The sequence below is a fragment of the Eximiradius sp. genome (genome assembly GCA_937127445.1).
Taxonomy (GTDB): Bacteria; Bacteroidota; Ignavibacteria; order Kapaibacteriales; family UBA2268; genus JAKIZO01.
The window spans coordinates 57,210-79,846 of record CAKZLY010000018.1 but is presented as its reverse complement, the minus strand read 5'-3'; the positions used below and the strand labels follow the sequence as shown (position 1 = coordinate 79,846).

General features: G+C 35.3%; 16 protein-coding genes. 9 read left to right on the top strand and 7 right to left on the bottom strand.

The annotated features are described in order from the left end of the window. Window positions 1-78: 78 nt before the first annotated feature. From rho to AC6QZF_RS05755, 3 genes are all read left to right on the top strand, one after another. Window positions 79-1,401, top strand: coding sequence for a transcription termination factor Rho (gene rho, locus AC6QZF_RS05765; RefSeq protein ID WP_499798927.1), 1,323 nt, complete (start codon window positions 79-81; stop codon window positions 1,399-1,401). A 394-nt stretch (window positions 1,402-1,795) separates the two neighbouring features. After that, complete coding sequence (locus AC6QZF_RS05760; RefSeq protein ID WP_499798926.1) at window positions 1,796-4,060, top strand: methyl-accepting chemotaxis protein; 2,265 nt, start codon at window positions 1,796-1,798, stop codon at window positions 4,058-4,060. 141 nt (window positions 4,061-4,201) lie between these two features. Beyond that, complete coding sequence (locus AC6QZF_RS05755) at window positions 4,202-6,292, top strand: alpha/beta hydrolase family protein (protein ID WP_499798925.1); 2,091 nt, start codon at window positions 4,202-4,204, stop codon at window positions 6,290-6,292. Between the two features lie 152 nt (window positions 6,293-6,444). Here AC6QZF_RS05755 and AC6QZF_RS05750 read toward each other — a convergent pair whose 3' ends face one another. Further along, window positions 6,445-6,864, bottom strand: a complete 420-nt coding sequence (locus tag AC6QZF_RS05750) for an arsenate reductase ArsC (RefSeq protein ID WP_499798924.1) — start codon at window positions 6,862-6,864, stop codon at window positions 6,445-6,447. A 137-nt stretch (window positions 6,865-7,001) separates the two neighbouring features. On the opposite strand from AC6QZF_RS05750, the gene pheS reads away from it, so the two are divergent. Together pheS and AC6QZF_RS05740 are read left to right on the top strand one after the other, a co-directional pair. Further along, complete coding sequence (gene pheS, locus AC6QZF_RS05745; RefSeq protein WP_499798923.1) at window positions 7,002-8,018, top strand: phenylalanine--tRNA ligase subunit alpha; 1,017 nt, start codon at window positions 7,002-7,004, stop codon at window positions 8,016-8,018. Then, a complete protein-coding gene (locus AC6QZF_RS05740) occupies window positions 8,018-9,109 on the top strand; it encodes a hypothetical protein (protein WP_499798922.1) in 1,092 nt (363 codons plus the stop codon). The genes pheS and AC6QZF_RS05740 overlap by 1 nt, the downstream gene beginning before the upstream one ends. Here AC6QZF_RS05740 and AC6QZF_RS05735 read toward each other — a convergent pair. The 5 genes from AC6QZF_RS05735 to AC6QZF_RS05715 all read right to left on the bottom strand — a co-directional run bounded on the left by AC6QZF_RS05735 (window position 9,106) and on the right by AC6QZF_RS05715 (window position 15,309). After that, window positions 9,106-9,669, bottom strand: coding sequence for a C40 family peptidase (locus tag AC6QZF_RS05735; protein ID WP_499798921.1), 564 nt, complete (start codon window positions 9,667-9,669; stop codon window positions 9,106-9,108). The two genes, AC6QZF_RS05740 and AC6QZF_RS05735, sit on opposite strands and share 4 nt — an antisense overlap. Beyond that, complete coding sequence (locus tag AC6QZF_RS05730; RefSeq protein WP_499798920.1) at window positions 9,666-9,797, bottom strand: hypothetical protein; 132 nt, start codon at window positions 9,795-9,797, stop codon at window positions 9,666-9,668. Before AC6QZF_RS05730 ends, AC6QZF_RS05735 begins: the two co-directional genes overlap by 4 nt. Before the next feature lie 160 nt (window positions 9,798-9,957). Further along, on the bottom strand, window positions 9,958-14,334 hold the full coding sequence (locus tag AC6QZF_RS05725) for a T9SS type A sorting domain-containing protein (RefSeq protein WP_499798919.1): 4,377 nt from the start codon (window positions 14,332-14,334) through the stop codon (window positions 9,958-9,960). Window positions 14,335-14,425: 91 nt separating this feature from the next. Beyond that, on the bottom strand, window positions 14,426-14,860 hold the full coding sequence (locus AC6QZF_RS05720) for a hypothetical protein (RefSeq protein WP_499798918.1): 435 nt from the start codon (window positions 14,858-14,860) through the stop codon (window positions 14,426-14,428). 68 nt (window positions 14,861-14,928) lie between these two features. Next, a complete protein-coding gene (locus tag AC6QZF_RS05715) occupies window positions 14,929-15,309 on the bottom strand; it encodes a hypothetical protein (RefSeq protein WP_499798917.1) in 381 nt (126 codons plus the stop codon). A 526-nt stretch (window positions 15,310-15,835) separates the two neighbouring features. On the opposite strand from AC6QZF_RS05715, the gene AC6QZF_RS05710 reads away from it, so the two are divergent. Further along, window positions 15,836-16,771 carry a flagellin gene (locus AC6QZF_RS05710; protein WP_499798916.1) on the top strand — a complete coding sequence of 312 codons (936 nt, stop codon included), beginning with the start codon at window positions 15,836-15,838 and terminating at the stop codon, window positions 16,769-16,771. A 28-nt stretch (window positions 16,772-16,799) separates the two neighbouring features. Next, window positions 16,800-17,735: a flagellin gene (locus AC6QZF_RS05705; RefSeq protein ID WP_499798915.1), complete on the top strand. Its 936-nt coding sequence runs from the start codon at window positions 16,800-16,802 to the stop codon at window positions 17,733-17,735. A 109-nt stretch (window positions 17,736-17,844) separates the two neighbouring features. Here the strand turns inward: AC6QZF_RS05705 and polA are convergent, their stop codons facing one another. Beyond that, window positions 17,845-20,637, bottom strand: a complete 2,793-nt coding sequence (gene polA / locus AC6QZF_RS05700) for a DNA polymerase I (protein WP_499798914.1) — start codon at window positions 20,635-20,637, stop codon at window positions 17,845-17,847. Between the two features lie 90 nt (window positions 20,638-20,727). Here polA and ppk2 point away from each other — a divergent pair, with 90 nt between their 5' ends. Next, the gene (ppk2, locus tag AC6QZF_RS05695) at window positions 20,728-21,546 is read left to right on the top strand and encodes a polyphosphate kinase 2 (protein WP_499798913.1); all 819 of its coding nucleotides are present in this window, start codon (window positions 20,728-20,730) and stop codon (window positions 21,544-21,546) included. A gap of 87 nt (window positions 21,547-21,633) precedes the next feature. After that, complete coding sequence (locus tag AC6QZF_RS05690; RefSeq protein ID WP_499798912.1) at window positions 21,634-22,614, top strand: sugar phosphate nucleotidyltransferase; 981 nt, start codon at window positions 21,634-21,636, stop codon at window positions 22,612-22,614. Window positions 22,615-22,637 lie beyond the last annotated feature (23 nt).

Genomic DNA, 22,637 nt, shown 5'->3' with positions numbered 1-22,637 from the left:
AAATTAAACTATTCAATTAGTTACTTTTCTTGTTCTGTCCGTGTTATCTAATTTGTCTAAATATATTCTAAGGTTTTTATGGCTTCTAATCATCAAAACAACGAAGCAAATGGAGCTGAAAATAAAAGCTCTATTGACGTAAATGAATTAAAATCCAAACGTATCGCTGAACTTACTAATATTGCTAAAAACCTGGGTATTACTAATTTCAGCGACCTCACAAAACAGGAACTCATCTTAAAAATTATCGAGGCACAGGCAACAGTACAGGTAAAAGATACCCAGGCTGATGGAGCAATCACTAGCGAAGGTGTTCTCGAAGTTATGCCTGATGGCTATGGATTCCTGCGTTCCCCTGGCTATAATTATTTGCCTTCACCTGATGACATCTACGTTTCACCATCACAAATTAAAAAATTTTATTTGCGAACTGGGGACACAATCCGTGGTCAAGTGCGTGCCCCAAAAGACCAGGAACGTTTTTTCGCTTTGCTGAAAGTTGAAACGATTAACTATCTTCCCCCTGAAAATATTCGCGAAAGAACAATTTTTGATAATCTTACTCCGCTTTATGCAAATAGCAGAATAAAGCTCGAACGCCAACCTAATGAATATTCTATGCGTGTTGTCGACCTGCTATGTCCAATTGGCAAAGGTCAACGCGGGCTTATTGTATCTCCTCCAAAATCTGGTAAAACTATTTTATTGCAACAGATAGCTAATAGCATTACAACAAATCATCCTGAAGTTAAATTAATAGTTCTACTCATTGACGAGCGCCCAGAAGAAGTTACTGATATGGAACGCTCTGTAAAAGCTGAAGTGGTTGCCTCTACTTTCGACGAACCACCTGATCGCCACGTTCAAGTTGCTGATATGGTGCTCGAAAAAGCAAAACGTCTTGTAGAAGCTAAACAAGATGTTGTCATTTTGCTTGACTCGATTACTCGCCTGGCTCGTGCTAACAATACAGTTGTGCCACATTCCGGAAAAATTCTTTCAGGTGGCGTTGATGCTAATGCTCTCCATAAACCTAAGCGATTCTTCGGTGCTGCTCGTAATGTCGAAGAAGGCGGCTCGCTTACTATTATTGCTACTGCTCTCATTGAAACTGGCAGCCGTATGGACGAAGTTATCTTCGAAGAATTCAAAGGCACTGGTAATATGGAAATTGTGCTCGATAGACGCCTTGCTGACCGCCGTATATTCCCAGCAATTGACGTCAACCGCTCGGGTACTCGTCGCGAAGAATTGCTTCTCGAACCCGACGAACTAAACAGAATTTGGATTTTGAGAAAAGTTCTGAGCGAACTTACACCTGTCGAGGCTATGGAGTTCCTTCTCGATAGATTGAGAACTCGTAAAACTAACCGAGAATTTTTGAATTCTATGAATAGCTAATGGTTTGTGCTTATTTATTCTGCGAGGTTGTCTCTGCTAATAAGACGATCTCGCTTTTTTTTTTATCCATTTTATCAATTTAGATTAATTGAATATTAAATTTATATTATTCTTTTTTCACATATTTTTAATTACTTCGAAATTTTTAATAAATTTTAATTCGATTTTAAACTGTCTTCGTTATAAAATGATGAGCATAACAAGGTTTTCATTGCTACTTAATTGAAAAGAATATTTTTGTAATTATTTAATAAAAATAGCAATTATGTTGTTAATATGTTAACGCTATGTTTAGCAATCACTTTTTGTTAAATTTATGTAAATTATTATTAAAAATGAACGATATTTTATTTTAAGTATATATTTTTTATGTCTTACATATAGAGAATAATTTATGAGAGAACTTAAACAAGTTGTAACTGTCGACTCTGACAAATGTGTCAATTGTCATATGTGTATTCTTGTTTGTCCATCAAAGTTTTGCAATGACGCGACAGGAAATTATGTAAAAATCAATCCTAATTTGTGTATTGCCTGTGGCAATTGTATCAAGGCATGTACACACGATGCAAGAATTGGTATTGATGATTTCGATGCCTTTCTTAATTATTTGCAGTTTAACAAAGACGTTGTTGCAATTGCCGCTCCTGCTATTGCTGCCAACTTCCCAGAAATGTATCTTAATCTAAATGGTTGGCTGAAATCGCTTGGAGTTCAAGCAATTTTTGATGTTTCCTTCGGTGCTGAACTAACGATTAAGTCATACCTTGAACACCTTAAAGAGAATAATCCAAAAGCAATTATTGCACAGCCTTGTCCTGCAATTGTTACCTATATCGAGATTTACCGTTTAGAGTTGCTCAAATATCTTGCACCAGCTGATAGTCCTATGCTCCATACTATCAAAATGATAAAAGAATATTATCCGCAATATAGAAATCACAAAGTTGTAGTAATTTCACCTTGTTTTGCCAAACGTCGTGAGTTCGATGAAACAGGGCTTGGTGATTTCAATGTAACGTATAAATCAATTGATAAATATCTCAAACAACACGATATTTCACTCAACTTATTTCCAGCTATTGATTATGATAATCCTCCTGCTGAAAGAGCTGTGCTATTTTCTTCTCCCGGTGGACTTATGCGGACCGCTATGCGCGAAGTTCCTGATATTATTAACGTTTCCCGTAAAATTGAAGGTGTTGAAATCATTTATCACTATTTGGATCATTTATATCAAAATATTGAAAAAGGTTATGCACCATTATTAATTGATTGTTTGAATTGTGAAATGGGTTGTAATGGTGGTCCAGGAACATTAAATCAACATAAATCGCCTGATGAAATAGAGTTTTTAATCGAGCAGAGAAATAGAAAAATGGTCGAATTATATAAAAAACGCTCAACAGAATTGCCTGATGCTAAATCAATACAGGATGAAGTAAATCGCTATTGGAAGAAAAATCTTTATGATCGTTTTTATATCAATTTATCTGATAATTATAAAGTCAAAAATCCATCTAAAAAAGATTTAGATAAAATATATCATATAATGGAAAAACACGACGAAAAAGACCATCTAAACTGCTCTGCTTGTGGCTATCTCTCTTGTGAGCAAATGGCAAAAGCAATCTTTAACGGACTGAATAAACCCGAAAATTGTCATCATTTTAGATTTACCTTACTTATGCGAGTGGCAAATATTATCCAACAGGAACTTCAAGTGAATTTCGAAAAAATGATTAGATCTTCGGAAACTCAGCTTGCAAGCATTGAAGAACTCTCGGCTTCTATGCAAGAATTTTATAAATCTCTCGAAATTATAAAAAATAATATTGCCCAACAAACTGAATATATTGACGATACAATTGGTTCAATGCAGATGATAAACGATGGGGTTAACTCAATTGTTCGCAATTCAGAAGACATTTCTCGTAAAGTAATTGCTGATACGAACAATGCTCGCGAAAGCTCACAAAGCGTAGAAAAAGTTATCACAAAAGTTATGGATATGAACGAGCAAATGAACAATATTATTCAAGAAATAAGCTTAGTAGAAACTCAAACTGAATCTATTGATAAAATGTTGGCTGAAATCAAAGGTGTTGCTAAGCAAACTAATTTACTTGCTTTGAATGCGGCTATCGAAGCTGCTCGCGCTGGAGTTCACGGACGTGGATTTGCCGTCGTGGCAGACGAAGTGAAAGTCCTTTCAGACAGAACTGACGCACTCACAAAAAATATCACAAATATTATCAACGAGATCAAACTTAATATCGCTAATGCTGTTAACTCTGTCAATAAAGGTGCCTCTGTTGCTAAAGAAGGCCAAAAACTTGCTTCCGAAGCTTCTCAAAGCTTAAATCATATTCTGAACAGTTTCGCTGACATCCAAAATATGATTGAAACTATCGCAAAAATTTCTAAAGAACAAAGCGAATTTGCTAATAATATTTTTGAAAACACCAAACACCTTTCTTCTATGGCAGATAGTATTAATCAAGAAGTTTCTTTCAAAGTTACTTCTCTAAATGAGGTCCTTACAGTCTTCAACGGAATAGAAAAAATCACATTCGAAAATAACGAAATAGCTAATAAAATTAGAGCAGCCTCTGAACGTCTTTCTTTCGAAGTTGCCCGATTTTCTGGGTATCATTAATTCTTATTTATTTTTTTATTGCCCATCCAATATTTTTTGGATGGGCATTTTTATTTACTTTTCCATTTTTATTTCCATTTTGTCAATAATTTGTCTTTTTTTTATTATTTTTATTTTTTTGTTACTATTACTGGGTGAAAAATGAAAAAGTTATTTCTTTTGATGCTCACTGCATTTTTTGTTTTTGGCTGTTCTAAAGAAAGCCAAAAGACCTCACAAGAAGATAATATCAACCGTACACCTCACAACCTCACAACTAACGACCTTTACTCGATGAAAAGACTATCAGAAATGCAGCTTTCCCCTGATGGTAGTTGGATTATCTATACAGTTGCCACTCCGTCAATCAAAGATAACAAACTAACTCGCGATATTTGGGCTACTTCTATTGACGGAAACAAAAACTTGCAAATTACTTCAGATGGTGCCAATGAAATGTCTCCGATTTTTTCGCCTGATGGTAAGAAAATAGCTTATCTCTCTAACAAATCTGGTTCGTTTCAAGTGTATATTCAGGACTTTCCAAAAGGCAACCCTAAGCGGCTCACAAATTTGTCTGAAGGTGTGTCGAATATTCTTTGGTCGCCAGACGGGAAATATATTTCCTTTACTTCTGAAGTAAAAATGCTTCAAACAATTAATGACGAATATCCGGAATACCCAAAAGCAAATATGCTTTATTTTACTGATTTGCCTGTCCGACATTGGGATGAATGGGTTGATGATAAATTAAGCCATCTTTTTGTAGTTCCTGCCGATGGCAGCTTCGAACCAGTTGATTTAATGAAAAACGATACTGTTGATACTCCACTTGCACCTTTTGGTGGGAGCGAAGAACTGGGATGGTCGCCTGATGGTAAAATTATCGCCTATACTGCTCGCATCAACAACGATTTTGTTTGGAATACTAATTCAGATATTTTCCTTGTAAAAATAGAATCTAATGGTAAAAACATCAATTATGTTCGTGAAAATATTACAGAAAGTTTACCTGGCTATGATAAACATCCTTCTTTTTCGCCTGATGGCAATTGGATTGCATTTCTAAGTCAGGAACGCAATGGCTTCGAATCCGATAGAGTTCGCCTTATGCTCTATAATAGACAAGAAAAGTCAACTTTTGAACTTACTAATGGTTTCGACCAATGGATTGAAGAATTTGTCTGGTCCCCCGATAGCAAGAAAATTTATGCAACTGCTACTGACTCAGGTGTTGTAAGCCTGTTCGAGTTCGACATTCAAGCTAAGTCCAATAAAAGAATTGCTCGCGGACAGTGGGACTACGGACATGGACTTGCAATAACACCAGATAGCAAATATTTGGTTGTGGGTAAGACTAATTTCAACAATCCACTCGATTTTTACCGCCTTGACTTAACGACAGGCGAAGAATTAAAACTTACTAAATTTAATGACGAAAGACTTAAATATATTAATCCAGTTAAATTTGAAGCACGTTGGTTTACTGCCCTAGATGGCAAAAAAATTCATGCCTGGATTATTTACCCACCTGATTTCGATCCAACAAAACAATATCCAGTTATTACATATTGCCAGGGTGGACCTCAAAGCATGATTAGCCAAAATTATCATTATCGCTGGAATTTCGGAATTTATGCTGCGAATGGGTATATTGTGCTCGCAGCTAATCGTCGTGGAGTTCCTGGCTTCGGACAAGCTTGGAATGATGCAATTAGCAAAGATTGGGGTGGAATGGCAATGAACGATTTGCTTGCTGCTACCGACCAATTCAGTAAAGAACCATTTGTGCTTCCCAAGGGTAAATCAGCAATTGGTGCAAGTGCAGGTGGATATGCCGCCTATTGGCTTGCTGGCAATCACAAAGGTCGTTTCTCCGCCTTTGTTGCACATAATGGCGTTTTCGATGTTATTAGTAAGTATGGTTCTACCGAAGAGTTATTCTTCCCAAATTGGGAATTTGGTGGTCCGTACTGGATAAAACAACATCGCGAGAATATGGAGAAAAACTCACCGCACAATTATGTTCAAAACTGGGACACCCCAATTCTTATTTCGGTTGGAATGAATGACTTCCGTGTTCCTTACACTCAGGGACTTGAAGCCTTCACTGCTGCTCGCGGTCAAAATATCCCAGCTGAATTAATTGTTTTCCCAAATGAAACTCACTTTATCTCACGTCCACAAGAATACATCATTTGGCAAGATAAAGTAATTAAATTCTTGGATAAATACACAAAAAATAATAACTAATAATTAGTTTGATCAAATATAAAGGCTGCCCTATTCAAGGGCAGCCTTTTAACATATAAAACTGAGATAGATAAACTAATGAACTGATGGATAATTATCTGCAAAGTAGGAACCCGTAGGATGAAAATCATCTTGCCAGAATTTTTTGCTTTCTACGAATTCTTTAATGAATTATAAAACTTCAAAAATTCCTTTGTAATTTCATCTCGTACACGACGATATACAGCGAGCACTTCTTCTTCCGTTCCGACTGCATCAGCAGGATCGTCAAATGGAATGTGGAGACGATGCATTACTTTACCTGTGAATACAGGACAAGTATCTTTTGCATTGTCGCAAACAGTAATAACGTAATCAAACGCCTCATTGATATAACTATCAGCAAACTTTGGAAATTGCGAACTTATATCAATCCCTATTTCTTGCATAACTTTTACAGCATTTGGATTTACTTCATTTGCCGGACGAGTGCCAGCTGAATAAACCTCCCACGAACTATCAAGATGCTTTAGATATCCTTCTGCCATTTGGCTTCGGCAGGAATTTCCAGTGCAAAGAATAAGAATTTTCATAAATAATTAGAAAACTGCAACAAACAAAATTAAATAACGTTTATATTTTTACAAATTGTATAAAACAAAAGTTTGTTTGAAACTTAATTTTATTTTAATAAATTACAGCTTTGTAAATAATTAATTTAGGTTGTTTTATGTTCGACGAAATAATTAAATTAAAACAAGAGATGCTGGCAAAGCTCGATGATATCAATAATTCTAAAGAACTTGAACAATTTCGTCTTGATTATTTAGTAAAAAAAGGTCCATTACAAGCTCTCTTCGACAAAATGAAAACTATTTCACCTGCCGAAAAACCATCAATTGGCAAAGAACTAAATCTATGTAAAAAAGAAGTTGAAGATAAATTCCGTCTGCTTAAAGAAAAGTTTGATGAACAAGAAATTACAAGACCTACCATTGATCTTACATTACCGGGAAGACGTCATCCAAAAGGCACTTACCACCCAATTTATCAAACTTTGGATAAAATGGTGGAAATCTTTGTCGGTATGGGCTTTTCTGTTGCTATAGGACCAGATATCGAGGACGAATACCATAATTTCGATGCCCTGAACTTCCAGCCTGACCACCCCGCTCGCGATATGCAGGATACATTTTTTATTAAATCTGACCAACAAAATATATTGTTGCGAACACATACTTCTCCCGTTCAAATCCGGGTGATGCAATCGCAGAAGCCACCGATTAGAACTATTATGCCAGGTAGAGTTTATCGCAACGAAGCCATTTCAGCGCGATCACTTGCCGAATTCCATCAAATTGAAGGTTTGTATATCGACAAAAATGTTAATTTTGCAGAGCTCAAAGCAACAATGATGGTGTTTGCAAAAAAAATGTATGGCAGTGATATAAAGTTTCGCTTCCGCCCTTCATTTTTCCCATTCACCGAACCAAGCGCCGAAATGGACATTACTTGTTACCTTTGTGGTGGGAAAGGTTGCCGTGTTTGCAAGCATTCAGGTTGGCTCGAAGTGGTCGGCTGCGGTATGGTGCATCCAAACGTCCTGCGTAATTGTGGTATAGACCCGGAAGAATATTCAGGCTATGCTTTCGGTTTTGGGATTGAACGAGTTACGATGCTCCGAGTTGGTATTGATGACATAAGACTGTTATATGAAAATAATTACAAGTTTCTAAAACAATTTTAATGAATGATATTGGAAATATTGGTGGACCAGACCGAACAGGGCAGGGAGGAGGCTCTGGTAATTACTACGTTCCGATGCGTTCCCGGCAGCAGCTCAAAACAGAGACGCAAAAACTGAAAGTTGGCGAAGTTGTGTTGGGGACTGTCCTCGAAATTATAGATAAGGAAATTGCAAAAGTCAAATTGCCGATGGGCACATTTACCGCGTTGCTGCATAGTAAATTACGCACTGGTGATATACTTTTTTTCTATGTTGCCGAAGTAGAGCCTCAGCTTGTTTTACTTGTTCATTCAGTTTCGACCTCTTCTTCTGGGAAATTGCGTCCTCATACTGAAATCGCGAGAGTGCTCAACCTTCCTGAAAATCAACGCATCCTTGAAATTATTGAATTTTTATCAGTCAAAAAAACTACTATACTTCGAACAGAAGTTCTGAACTTTTCAAATATACTGGACAATTTAAATTTTAATGAAAATATACATTCAAAATCTGCATATTACAATGCAATTTTTACTATATCTATAACTTTGGGCAAAGATATTGATTTAATTAGACGCTTTGTAGATGTATTTCTTCCTTTAAAAGAATTATATAATAAACTCGCTCAAAATGTTGAAAATTTTGGCTTGCAAAAAGTATATTTTTTAAAAACTGAATTGCCTGAGCTTTCACATTCAGATGATTTTCTTCAAATCTTATCGAAAATTTCTGAATACAATATTTTTGCTAATACAAATTCTCAGCCGATTGTTCTGCTTTTCTTTGCAAGAAAGCCAAATGAAAACATAATGATGAGAGTTGAAGTTTTTGCTGATAGTCCTGCAATTGGCATCAAACCAAATCTTTTGCAAATAATCAACTCATTTTCTGATTATTTTTCTCTTGTAGTTGAAGAGTATCTAAGAAAAGACAACTTTTTTCAGTCAATTGTCAATGAAAAAGACAATATTATTGAAAAACTTGACAAATTTTTACTAAAATCAAGTTGTTTAGTCTCGCATTTTTCCATTTTCAGCGACAGATTCGGAGAAAATTTATTGAAGGAAGGAGTTTTACGAGCTTTACCGCGAAATTTCACAGTTGTAATTTAATGTAACACTCGCCCAGCACCAACATAGATACTTGATAAATAATTATCATTGAAAGACTGCTTAATTACTCCTTTTGCAGATGAAGATGAATGAATAATCTCACCTTTGCCTATATAAATAGCAACGTGAGATATTTTATTCCCTTTACGGTAAAATAGCAAATCTCCTGGACGTAATTCTCTATCGTTTATCCTACATGCAAATTCAAATTGCTGTTGCGCTGTTCTCGGAAGATTAATCCCAATCTGTTCATAAATATTTTTAACTAATCCCGAACAGTCAACACCTCCGCGAGTATTACCACCCCAAACATATGGTGTCCCCAACCAACTTTGAGCAATTTTTACAACTTTTTCCCTATCCGCACTGATTTTTTCTTCTTTTTTCTGTTCAATTGTTTCTATATCAGAGCTTCTTCGGGAAAGTGTTTCAGTAGCACGAGGTTCATTTTTTTTTGTAGTTTCACCTGTTTGATCGCTTGAAAAGCGGATGCTACTGGCGCAACCTGAAGCCAGTAAAATTATTAGCAAAAATATGATATGTTTTGCATGTTGTATCATTTTTTGTGATTGCTCACAAACTGTTTTTTCACGTAATTGGACACTTTTACGACAATATCAGAATTGATAAGCACAAAAATAAAAGCGGAAGTAAGAATAAAACCTGCTTTTAATAATGCTTCGTTCATAATTTCCCCCCAAAAAATACGATAATTTTATACTTAATTCAGCAAAATATATGCCAAAGGACACCGACTACATATTCTTAAATAAGCAAATGTTCGAAAATAGAAAAGGAGTCGCTTTTTCAAAACGACTCCCTTTCTATGAATTGGTTTATATGTTATATTATTTCAAAATCAACGCTTTCTCTTTTAAAGTTGTATTGCCTGTACGAATTATTACGTTATATACACCACTTGACAAATTGCTTACATCGAGCTTAATTATCCCATTTGAAGCATTAACGTTTGATCTGAGCACTAAATCACCGTTTTGATTATAAATCTCGACATCAGTTGCGCTATTCGATGCTTTCCCAAAAGCAATAAACAATTCATTGTAAGCTGGTTGTGGAGAGATTATCGCACTTGATGTTTCAATCTCAACTGTTCCTTTCAGCATAACAACAGCATCTGTTTCGTAACGTAAAGAATAAGAACGATTACCGCTTGCCAAATCTTTGTTTTCAGTAATTTTAAGATTGCCAATACATTCGTTAGAATGCTTCCATACTTTGACAATCAAATCTTCGCCTTCGTATGCACCATCTTTTTCAGTAGTAAATTCATCATCACCCCAGACTACTACGCCACGTAAACTCTCTTGCCAAACGCTTGACCCGACAAGTAATCCATCACGTGTGAAGACACCAATTTCATCGCCTTCGTTTGCTTGAACATCAAGAGCTATGAATGAGTTTTTACCGGTTGATATATTTGGACGAACAAAGAATTTTGGCTCTTTGATTGTATTGTGGTTAGCAGTTGATTTAATTGCTCCGTTTGCTGGATATGTAAGAATTCCATTGTTGACAATGAGGCGAATCATATACCCTTTGCCTGGTTCGAGTTGTGTAAGCGTATTAGCAAATGGAGGCATATATACTTGTCCAGTAATTGTTTTTACCTGTAAATATTTCCCATTAATAGAGGCAAGTGCAGTTGCTACTGATGCAGGCGATGTCCTAAAATATGGCAACCAATACCAACCTACCATATTAAGTGTAATTGGTGTGTTTTCTGGGACAATTTGTGCTCCTTCTAAATTAAAGACAGCACTTGTTGTAAGCCTCATTTGATAAGCTTGATATTTATCCCAATTTGTCAACGTATTAGTAAATGAAGGAGAATAAACTTGCCCAGCAAAATTTCTGAGCATTTGCAAATTACCTGTTAACGATTGCATAATGTTGCTGATGCTACTATTTACTGGCTCTACATATGCACTAATCATATTCCAGCCATTCCAGAGCGAATATGATTGTATAATGAGTCCTGAGCCAGTTGTAAATGTTCTAACCGTAGACCAAGCGCTAATTTCTGACCCACGCAGAGAACGCACTCTCCAATAATATTGTGTGTTTGGTTGAAGATTCGAAATTGTAACTGACGTATCTGTTACTACTTGATTATAAATTGTAGTTGAAAAATTACTTACTGTTGATACTTGCAAAGTATAACCCGTTGCTGATAAGAACGAATACCAGATAAATGATACCGTCAAAGGCAAGTCAATAGCATTATTGTTTGGTGCAATAATTGCCGGCGGAGCAATTGGTGGCCCTACTGTTTTAAATGTCCATACTTCGCTCCATAAGCTTGTATCGGCATTTCTTATTGCTCGAACACGCCAGAACATATCTGCAAAATATGGCAAACTTGTAAATGATGTGCTATTTGTACCTACTATATTTGAAGCAATTACATTCTGGAAATTCACGTCATATGCAACTTGAATTTGATATTGAAGAGCAGTGTTGACTGTTCCCCAGGTGAATACTTGAGTAATTGGGACATTCTGTGTTCCTGATGCAGGAGAGGTTAGCACAGGACGCGGGAGATTTACAATAGATAAAGTCGAAGTATTAGTTACTCCATATGTCCCGAAGAAATTAACAACACAGTAATACTGTCCATTGTGATTAGTTGCGTTAGTGTTTATTATGGATAAATTATTTCTATTAACAATAAAATTATTAACCCCAGTTTGAATTTCATTATTATTGAAGAACCATGTATAATTCATTGCAGGCAAATCTCCTGTCGGAGGAGTTCGAGTAATACCATCGTTAAATGTAGAACCTAATTGAGGTGTAATGCTATATACAACTGTGCTGATTCCAGCAGTTTCTTCTTTAGATAACGGTAAATTAGTCGAAAATTGTATTTCGGATGGAATTAATATATCAGCACCTGCAAGGTTATTTTGAGTGGTTCTTATTTCTCCATCTATATCAGTTTCAGCATCAACAAGTATTGGCACCAAATACTCAGCATCAGCAAGAACTGAACCAGCGAGATATGGGGCACCCGCACTAGCAAATGATGGAAGTTTCATTAAACTATTGTAGTCGGAATTAGACGTTCCTCCTCCAAGTGTTGTTGTCCAATTAGCTAATGTGGCTTGAACTACACCAAGATAAAACGCGAAGTTAGCCCCTGTCATTATGTTATATAAGTTATTGTTTAAATTTGCAAAAGGAGTAACTGATTGTGTTGCATCTATATAATAAATATACTTTAGTCCTCCTGTTGTAGCTGGGTTCATTACAAATATATTATTATTAACGTGGTAATTAAGGCACCCAACTTGATAGCGCTGTCCAATTGCAACTGGAGCAACTGACGAACTGCCAATATTGATGGTATTGTGCAAAATCTTAACATTCTGAGAGTAAGTATTATAAAAACCAAAGAAATTCCCACTCGAAGCAGAAACGCTTATATTGTTAACAGAATTATTTCGTATAATCAAATTTAAGTCCCTCGGAGGTGTTGCCTCATTTGCTACTATTCTAAACACAATGTGATGACCCGCACTGTTTACTACATTTAACACTTCATTATTTTCTACAATACCGTTAACAGCATTGTTTATTAAAAATGCATAAGTAAATGTTGCAGAAGTACCAGTATAAATAAGCCCGTCAATCTTATTATTTGCAACAGTAAAACCATCACAACTAGTTGTAAATCCAGTTCCTGTCCCAAAATTTATACCTGCCACGGATACAGTATTCGATATTGTCATACTTCCAATTTGATTGCCAATAATATTGATGTTTTGGCTATTATTCTGGATTGTAAGCCCGATATTTGCTTTCGAAATTGCATTGTTTTGCACTGTAGCAGTATTTACTGTTGAAACTACTACTGCTGTTCCAGTGTTTGAACTACCATTTTGGATATTTGTGTTTTTTAATTCAAACATAAAACAATTTTGAACGAAAATCCCATGGGCAACCGAAGCTGTACTATTATTCGCAAACGTTAAGTTTCTTGTTGTGCCACCAGGAACATTTGAACCATCAATTCTAATGTTATTAAATCCATCTACCAGCATAACCTGGCTTCCATGATTTGCTGAAATCGTTGCAGTTACATTAGCGTCTGGTCTTATACGAACCTGATAGCCATTGCCAATTGGAGGTGCAAAAAATGTTATTCTTTGTGGTTCGGTAATGTTATTCTTAATATAAATATTAACCACGCCTGTAAGCCCAACGGAGCTGATATCAAAAGCTAACGAACTCAAATTAGTATATACTTGTCCTGTACCGACGTAATAGTTTCCATTAAATGGAGCAACTATTTTCCGATTACCTGTTGGATTGGTTGTTGTTGGGAATCTTGTTATTCCGTTAACTATAATAGAATCACATGTTGCATCAATAAAATTATATTGTGTGGCAAATGAATCAACATCAAAAGTTAACCAAAAGTAGTTATCTCCAAAGAGTAGTGTTTGATTCCCTACAATATTAAAGGCTGCAGTTGGTGTTGCAACAACAGTTCCAAATTGTGTAGTCGTGTCGAATACCGCACTGTTTCCTGTATAATATATTCTTGCATTTGAAATATCACCTAAATCGGTAGTCCCAGTTGTTGTTAAGTAAAAGTTGGTTGCATTAATTGCTGGACTTAATCCACTTGTAGTTATTCTGATTGCAATAACTGGTGCTTTGGGCGTACCGGGTGATACTGAATTGGTAACCTGTAAAACTGTTGATGAAGTATAACTCATTGGTGGTGGGATAGTATAATCAATTGAAACCGTGATGTTAGTTATTTCGTGTCCGCCATCACCGTACGAATCTAAAACATACATCTGCCAGGTACCAGCAATAAGCTTGTTTGCAAATGTTGTGAAAGAAATTGTAAAAGTGTTGGTCGTATTTGCGTTAATCGTCAGTCCCGTTGAAGTTACACCATTAGTTATCAAATTATAAGCTGTATTATCGGGATGACGAATTATCAGCGAACCTTCATCTGGCCAGTCGTCTGTCATCCAGGTAAACGTAACTGAAACAGATGATATTAAGCCTGTGTCAGCACGTGTAAAAGTAGTCCATCCTGCATCAGTTAGCGAATTTGAGTAATATGCATACTGGGATGGACTATTAGGAACGGTAAAAGTAAGATTTTGGGTTTGAGCAGATAGATTAGCAGATAGCAATAGTGATAATATACCTGCTAAAAGAAAAGTAAAGCATTTTTTAGCCATAAAAACTCCTCTTTATAGGGAAACTAAAATTTAGAAACTAATTAATTAAACGAAACTAATTGAAAATATTTTTAAGAAAAATGATAGAAAATTATTTAAACATTTCTTTTATCATTCCCCACGTACGGCGAATGCTATTAACGGAATGGTTTACTTTTACTTCGTCACTGTAAACTACATTTCCATTATTGAATACAGATTTTATCCTGTAAATGTAATAATTTTTATTTAATGTAGAGGGGTCGTTCTTATCAATTTCAGTGGAAATTTTCATCAAAATTTCGTTATCAACATAACGGTAAAAAGAGGGAGTACCCTTTGCTTTTTCTTCTGATATTTTTTGAAAAGGAGAACCTTTCACTGAACGTTCAATCTCAAATTTATTCAATCCATTTTCATCAATTGTTCTCCACTCCAATATTATAGTATTTGAGGTAGAGTTCGCAGTAAATGATGATAAAAAAACATCACTCGCTATCAATGATAGTGTTACGCTAAAAAAGAAAATTATGAGACAATACTTCATTTTCATATAACAAATATATTACTTGCATAATTAATAAACAAATATAAAATAATTAATTATTCATTAATTTACTTTAAGAACACAAGCAGACTACCAGTAATATATGCTGCTACCCACCAAATATATGCCAGTCTCGAATATATATGAATATTTTGGGGTACCTCTACATTGAAACCATTATTTCTTTTCAATTTCCACATTATATATGTTTCAATTGTCATTAACAGCAAAGCGGAATACCCAACCGCTCCGTGTAAAGTAAACGGTGTATTGCTTGACCCAATAATCATCATAATCGTTGCTGATACATCTAAAACCCATCCAATAGTCAAAAAGTATAAAACTTTTTTCGAAGCGATTTTATTTCTCTGTTCATTTATTATTGCAATCGAATAACTAACTAATGCTAATGTTACAGTTGCTGCACCAACAATTAATATTGTTTTCATAATTCTTTTCTCATCATTTTTACTTTTGATGAACGAAATAAATGCCAAAATTGTGTATAATATTATTTGAATGTCCAAAATTAGTCAAATTTTTTAATAAATGGGATTTGATACTTTATTAACAATAAAAAATTATATTTATGAAATTCAAGTGTTATTTTGGCGAATATTAGCCGTTTGTATAACTATATTCAAAATATTGTACTTGCCCATAGTAATATCAATTTTCCTTTTCTGGAAATGTTTGACTTCAGAATGTAGAAATCACAATAGTTTCAAAAACATTCTTTGGATTTATTTTCTGATTTTCTCGATTTATGGCAAATTATTTTCTATTAACAAGACAAATTTGTTGCTTCTGATAAAATTGAAAAGATGAGTTTGAAGGATAGATATTGGCATAATGTTGGCATATATATTGAAAATAAAATATTTGAAGTTGAAAATTAATTATTGTTTTATTAATTAATAGTTGGATTGTAGCAAATGCTCCCCCGGCGGTTGCTACAAACACAGGAGGTGTAGAATGCCATTTGCTATTGGAGGAAACGCAAGAATTAGGACGAATATCTCGTCAGAGAATGCTTATAATTCTCTGGAAACTTCAAACAGAGATATTTCGCTCAGACAATTGCGGCTCTCAACAGGTAAAAGAATCAACAATGCTGCAGACGATGTTTCGGGGTATATTACTTCTCGCGCTTTGCAAGCAAGAAACGGTGCTATGAGAGCTGCTCTTTTAGCAGTAGGAGATGCTTCTAATGTATCTAACATCCTAATGGATTCATTAGATAACATCTATAATTTGCTTAATCTTATTAAAGAAGGTGCTTCGACAGCTGCATCGGGTGCTATGGGAACCGATGAAAAAGTTGCTCTTGCCAAGGCCGCTTACCGTATGGCTCAACAAATTCAAACTGTTGTCGATTCTACTGTTTTTGGTGGTCGACAACTGCTTGACGGTACTTATTCGGCTAATTATGTTATTGGGACTAATGCGCGTCACGAATTAATTACTTTAAGTGTTGATATGACATTTAGAAATCCTGATTACAACATCCCAAGTAACTATTTTGATGTGAATTCAATGAAAACCGGTAATTTTGCTGGTGTTACGGGATTGGATTTGCGTCTGTTGGATAGCGTTTCTTCTGGTGACTTGGGTATTTTCCATGATGATATGCTCGCCGCAACTATTTCTTCGTTGGCTAAAGCTATTGATAATGTAAATAAAGTTGCTTCACTTATTGGAGGTATTGTCAATAGACTTAATTCGCAGGAAGATTTGTTAAAGGGGCAGATTACTAACTATAATGCTGCTATTTCGAGAATTGAAGATGCTGATGTTGCAAAAGAACAATTGCAGTTAATTAAATCACAGTTTTTGCAACAAGCTTCGCTTGCTTCATTAGCTCAAGCTAATGCTAATCCGCAAGCATTCTTGCAATTAATTCAAAGATAATTATTTTGAATAATATGTAGGTGATAAAATGCCATTTGCTATTGGAGGGAATGCAAGAATAAGGACAAATATACCGTCCGAAAATGCATATAACGCACTTGAAGTCTCTAATCGTGATATCTCTCTCCGTCAATTGAGACTTTCGACAGGTAAAAGGATCAATAACGCTTCAGATGATGTCGCGGGTTATATTACTTCTCGCTCACTTATGGCTCGCAACGGTGCTTTGCAATCTGCTCTTAATACTGTAGGTGATGCCAACAACGTGGCTAATATTGTCATGGATTCTCTTGATAATATTAATGAGCTGATGATAAAGATAAAAGATGCTGCTGCTCAAGCCGCATCAGGCGCGATGGGCACTGACGAAAAAGTAGCTCTTGCCAAAGCCGCTTATCGTATGGCTCAACAAATTCAAACTGTTGCTGATTCTACTGTGTTTGGTGGGGCTCAACTTCTCAGTGGTACCTATACTGCTAATTTTCTCATTGGTCTCGATGCTCGCAACACTTTGCTTTCAATTAATATTGATATGAGAAGAGAGAATATCGATTTTAATATTGAAAGCAACTATTTTGATATTAACTCACTTCAAACTAATATGTTTGCTGGCATTACGGGTCTTGATCTCCGTCAATTAAACGATGTTTCAATTTTCAACCTTGGTATTTTCGATATCGGTAGAATTGACATTACTCTTACCAGTCTTGCTAATGCTATTGAAAATATTAATAAAGTCGCTTCTTACCTTGGTGGAATTTCAAACAGACTTTCGTCCCAAGAAGATTTGCTCAAGAATCAAATAGTTAACTATAAAGCTGCTATTTCTCGTCTTGAAGATGCTGACGTTGCAAAAGAACAGCTACAACTAATTAAATCTCAATTCTTGCAGCAAGCCTCGCTTGTCTCATTGAGTCAGTCGAACCAAAATCCAAATGCTTATTTAAGACTATTGCAAGGCTAATTTTAGCCAATTGGTAGGAGGAGAAAAAATGTTTTCATATTACTTTCTAATGTTGAACTTAATAAATAAAACTTATGTTGTGATTATTAAACTTAAAATATATTGATAGCTAATGTGCCTCGAACCAATTTTTACCAACGCCAATATCTACTGCTACGGGCACTTCACCTAACGACAAAGCACTGCTCATTTCGCTTTCGATAAGGTGGGAGACGGATTTAACCTCTTTTTCAGGAACGTCAAATACCAATTCGTCGTGCACCTGCATTATCATGCGTGTTTTATAACTATCATTCAATAATCGGTTATGAATACGTATCATTGCTATTTTTATCATATCCGATGCTGTCCCCTGTATGGGCATATTTATCGCTGCACGTTCAGCAGCTGCTCTTAAATTAGAATTTTTGCTGTTAATATCCTGAAAATATCTACGCCTTCCACATAGTGTTTCTGCATATCCATTCTTTCGAACAAATTCTATAGTGTTATTAATGTAATCTCTAATTGCAGAGTATTTCTTAAAATAATTATCAATGATTTCTGCTGCTTCTGTTCTTGAAATACCCAATCTTTGCGCTAATCCAAAACTTCCAAGTCCATAAAGAATTCCAAAATTTACCGTCTTAGCTATTCTGCGTTTCTGACTATCCACTTTATCAATATCAGTGTTAAATAATAATGACGCTGTTGCTGAATGAATATCAAGACCTTGCTTGAAAGCCTCTGTCAAATTTTTATCCTTAGAAATAAATGCCATTACTCGCAGCTCAATCTGCGAATAATCTGCCGAAATTATTACGTTGTTTTCTCTTGTTGGAACAAATGCTTTTCGAATTTCTCTCCCTTTGTCTGTTTTAATAGGTATATTTTGTAAATTTGGGTCAGTCGAAGACAGCCTTCCAGTTGAAGCTACTGTTTGATTGAAGTTCGTATGTACTTTGCCGGTTCGTGGATTAATTAGTTCAGGTAGTGCATCTACATACGTTGACTTTAACTTCATCAACTGTCTATATTCCAATAATGTTTCTGCAATTGGATGTTTTGCCGCCAATTCAGACAGTACTGAAGCATCAGTACTGTATCCTGTTTTCGTCTTTTTCAAAGCTTTAATTTTTAATTTATCAAATAATATTTCACCTAATTGCTTTGGTGAATCTATGTTGAATTCCTTCCCTGCATAATTAAAAATTGTTTTTTTAAGCTTTAAGATTTCTTCATTTAGTTCGACCGAAATTGATTGTAAAACATTTCTATCTACTTTTACTCCTTCGTATTCCATATCTGTAAGAACTGATACCAACGGAAACTCAATTTCATTTGCTAATTTTGTCATCTCTGTTTTTTCAAGTTCTTTCTCCAATACATTTTTCAGCTTTATCACTAAATCTGCATCTTCACAGGCATATTTCGAAACAATATCTATTGGAACATCTCGCATAGAGATTTGTTGCTTTTTGTTTTCGCCGATTAAATCAGAAATTGGAATTGGTTTGTAGTTTAACCACCGTTCGCTCAATGCATCAAGATTGTGCCGTACCTCCGGATTTAACAAATAATCTGCAACCATTGTATCAAATACAATCGGATATATATTTATTCCAAATCGTTTTAAAATAAAAGCATCAAATTTTGCATTTTGACCACATTTTGCAATTTGTGGGTTTTCTAAAATTTTCTTTATTTCGCTGATAGCCATTTCGAATGGAATTCCGTCTTCTTTATTTTCTTCACCATTTGAAAAATCGAATAATGTGCCTTTAATACTGAACAACCCATCATCTTTTCGCTTAGCAATTGGAATATAAAACGCTTCATTTGGCTTTGCAGCAAACGAAACACCAACAATTTCGCAACTTTGCCTATCGAGCGAATCGGTTTCTATATCAAAAGCAATAATTTCAAAACTGCTTAGATAATTGATGATTTTACGAAGTGCTGAATTTGTGACAATTTGATAATTTATCTTAATATTGTCAATATTATTCAATTGAGAGTTGTTTGTTTTATCGAAATTAACGCTTATATTACCCTTCTGTTGCCACCTCTGACGAATTTGAATAAACGATAATTCCTCAAAAAATTTGTCCAGTCCATAATAATCAGGGGTTCTCAACTTCATTTCTTCCAAATTGAAATCTTTCTGTATGTTCGTGTCGATGGTAACTAATTTTTTTGCTAAAAAAGCACTTTCTTTGTCGTTTTCCAATTTGGTCCTAATTGAAGTTTTTTCGATTTTATCCAAATTTTCATATATCTTTTCAATTGAACCAAATTCTTGCACCAGTGGTATTGCTGTTTTTTCCCCTATACCTTTCACACCTGGAATATTATCGCTTGTATCACCAATTAATGCTAATACATCTACAACTTGCTCAGGTTTAACTCCAAATTTTTCAAAAACTTGCGATCTGCGAACTATCTCAAAGTCTTCTCCTTTCCGTGATGGTTTCATCAAACTTATCTTTTCGTCAACTAATTGGTAATAATCCTTATCGTTTGTCAGGCATACTACTTCATAACCTTCTTGTGCTGATTTTTTAGCTATCGTTCCAATCACGTCGTCCGCTTCAAACCCTGGCACTTCAATTTGCTCTATCCCGATTAAATGTATAAATTTCTTGATTTTCAATAGTTGTGGGGCTAAATCTTCGGGAAAACTATCCCTGTTTGCTTTATATTGTTTATAAAGTTCATTGCGAAATGTAGGATGTTCAGTATCGAATACTATTGCCATATATTCAGGAGATTCCCTCTCTAAAAAAGAGGTGATAATATTAACAAATCCCAAAATTGCACCTGTAGGTTCGCCGTTTTTGTCTCTCAACTCTGTTGATTTCATTGCGTGGTAAGCACGAAAAACAATGCTCATCCCATCAATTAAATATAGTCTTTTATTCATCAAACATAAAAAATATATTATGAAACATTATTAATTGAATTTAATAACTTTTTTCAATAATTTAAAAGTAAAAAATTTTGGAGATATCTTATGGGTAAAAAAGACCAACCCGTTGAAAAATTCAATAAGAAAGGCAAAATTTCAAAAGATTTTTACGAACAAGAACTTGCTAAACTCCAACAAGAACTTGTTAAACTCCAATATTGGGTCAAACAAAAAGGTCTTCGTGTTGTAATTGTTTTCGAAGGGCGTGATGCCGCTGGCAAAGGAGGAATAATTAAACGAATAGTGGAGCCCCTAAATCCTCGTGGTTGTCGAGTGGTTGCTCTCGAAAAACCTTCCGACAAAGAACGCACCCAATGGTATTTCCAGCGGTATGTTGCGCATCTTCCAAGTGCAGGTGAAATTGTGATTTTCGACCGAAGCTGGTATAATCGTGCTGGTGTCGAACACGTAATGGGCTACTGCACCGAAGAAGAATACCAAGAATTCCTTCGTTCTTGCCCAGAGTTTGAAAAAATGCTTGTCCGCTCTGGGATTATGTTACTTAAATATTGGATTTCCGTCAGTGATGAAGAGCAAGAAATTCGTTTTCGTGAGCGTGCAACTAATCCTATGAAACGCTGGAAACTCTCCGATATTGACATTGCCTCTTGGCATAAGTGGTGTGATTATTCTCGTGCAAAAGACGAAATGTTCCGCTATACTGATACAAAACAATGCCCTTGGTACAACGTCCATTCCGATGATAAACGCAGAGCTCGTCTTAATTGTATTGCTCACATCCTAAAAATGATAAAATATGAGGACGTTACTCCTCCAACATTAGAATTACCACCAAGAAAAATTAGTGCTGATTATGTTCGTCCCCCAATTGATGAACTGACTTACGTTGATGATATTTATTAAATATTAATTGTATTTTTTATAAATCATTTAAGAAAAAAATTGTAAATTAATAATCACTAAATTTACGAATATTAATTATTTCTGATTATGAGAGCTGTTATTCCAGTTGCAGGAGTTGGGACAAGGTTAAGACCCCATACATATTCTCAGCCAAAAGTATTGCTAAACGTTGCAGGAAAGCCAATCCTTGCTCATATCCTTGATTCTCTTCTTCAACAAGGTATTACCGACGCAACCATTATTACTGGTTATATGGGTGATTTAGTTGAAGATTTCGTTACAAAAAAATATTCAATGATGAAAGTCGATTTCGTCGAACAAAAGCAAATGCTTGGATTGGGACACGCTATCTGGACAGGACGTGATACTTATGAAACTGAGCCTCTATTGATTATTCTTGGAGATACTATTTTTGATGTTGACCTTAGCTTAGCTTTCGAATCTGATTGTAATTCAATTGGAGTAAAAGAAGTTGAAGACCCACGTCGCTTTGGTGTTGTCATAACAAATGGTTCTAATTTTATCGAAAAATTAGTCGAAAAACCCGATGAACCAATTTCTAAACTTGCAATCGTCGGACTATATTTTATCAAAGATACTCAAAAACTTGTTACTGCACTTTCTAAATTGATTTCAGATAATATTCGAACTCGCGGGGAGTACCAACTTACCGATGCTCTTCAACTGATGATTGATGATAATGCTAAATTTGTAACTTTCCCTGTTGATGGCTGGTATGATTGTGGCAAACCCGAAACTTTGCTTTCTACTAATAGATTCTTGCTTGTTCGAAAGCCTACCGAACTCAAACTAAAAGATTCGGTAATTATTCAGCCCTCTTTTGTTTCTGAAAAAGCAGTTATTGAGCGTTCAATTATTGGACCATACACATCTGTTGCTGATGGTGCTGTTGTGAAAGATAGCATTATTAAAGATTCGATTATTAGTTATGGTGCTAAGGTAACCTCATCTTTGCTTGAAAATTCAATCGTTGGTAATAATGCTGAACTAAACGGGCATTTCCATCGCTTGAATATTGGTAATTCGAGTACTATTGACCATAGTTAGTTTTTTTGTTATTTAAAAGGATT

Bases quoted from the DNA above. Each gene is read 5' to 3' on its own strand.
- ppk2 (WP_499798913.1), top strand. From the start codon at position 20,728: ATGGGTAAAAAAGACCAACCCGTTGAAAAATTCAATAAGAAAGGCAAA.
- rho (WP_499798927.1), top strand. From the start codon at position 79: ATGGCTTCTAATCATCAAAACAACGAAGCAAATGGAGCTGAAAATAAA.
- AC6QZF_RS05755 (WP_499798925.1), top strand. From the start codon at position 4,202: ATGAAAAAGTTATTTCTTTTGATGCTCACTGCATTTTTTGTTTTTGGC.
- AC6QZF_RS05735 (WP_499798921.1), bottom strand. From the start codon at position 9,669: ATGATACAACATGCAAAACATATCATATTTTTGCTAATAATTTTACTG.
- polA (WP_499798914.1), bottom strand. From the start codon at position 20,637: ATGAATAAAAGACTATATTTAATTGATGGGATGAGCATTGTTTTTCGT.
- AC6QZF_RS05730 (WP_499798920.1), bottom strand. From the start codon at position 9,797: ATGAACGAAGCATTATTAAAAGCAGGTTTTATTCTTACTTCCGCTTTT.
- AC6QZF_RS05720 (WP_499798918.1), bottom strand. From the start codon at position 14,860: ATGAAGTATTGTCTCATAATTTTCTTTTTTAGCGTAACACTATCATTG.
- AC6QZF_RS05715 (WP_499798917.1), bottom strand. From the start codon at position 15,309: ATGAAAACAATATTAATTGTTGGTGCAGCAACTGTAACATTAGCATTA.
- AC6QZF_RS05725 (WP_499798919.1), bottom strand. From the start codon at position 14,334: ATGGCTAAAAAATGCTTTACTTTTCTTTTAGCAGGTATATTATCACTA.
- pheS (WP_499798923.1), top strand. From the start codon at position 7,002: ATGTTCGACGAAATAATTAAATTAAAACAAGAGATGCTGGCAAAGCTC.
- AC6QZF_RS05760 (WP_499798926.1), top strand. From the start codon at position 1,796: ATGAGAGAACTTAAACAAGTTGTAACTGTCGACTCTGACAAATGTGTC.
- AC6QZF_RS05740 (WP_499798922.1), top strand. From the start codon at position 8,018: ATGAATGATATTGGAAATATTGGTGGACCAGACCGAACAGGGCAGGGA.
- AC6QZF_RS05705 (WP_499798915.1), top strand. From the start codon at position 16,800: ATGCCATTTGCTATTGGAGGGAATGCAAGAATAAGGACAAATATACCG.
- AC6QZF_RS05690 (WP_499798912.1), top strand. From the start codon at position 21,634: ATGAGAGCTGTTATTCCAGTTGCAGGAGTTGGGACAAGGTTAAGACCC.
- AC6QZF_RS05750 (WP_499798924.1), bottom strand. From the start codon at position 6,864: ATGAAAATTCTTATTCTTTGCACTGGAAATTCCTGCCGAAGCCAAATG.
- AC6QZF_RS05710 (WP_499798916.1), top strand. From the start codon at position 15,836: ATGCCATTTGCTATTGGAGGAAACGCAAGAATTAGGACGAATATCTCG.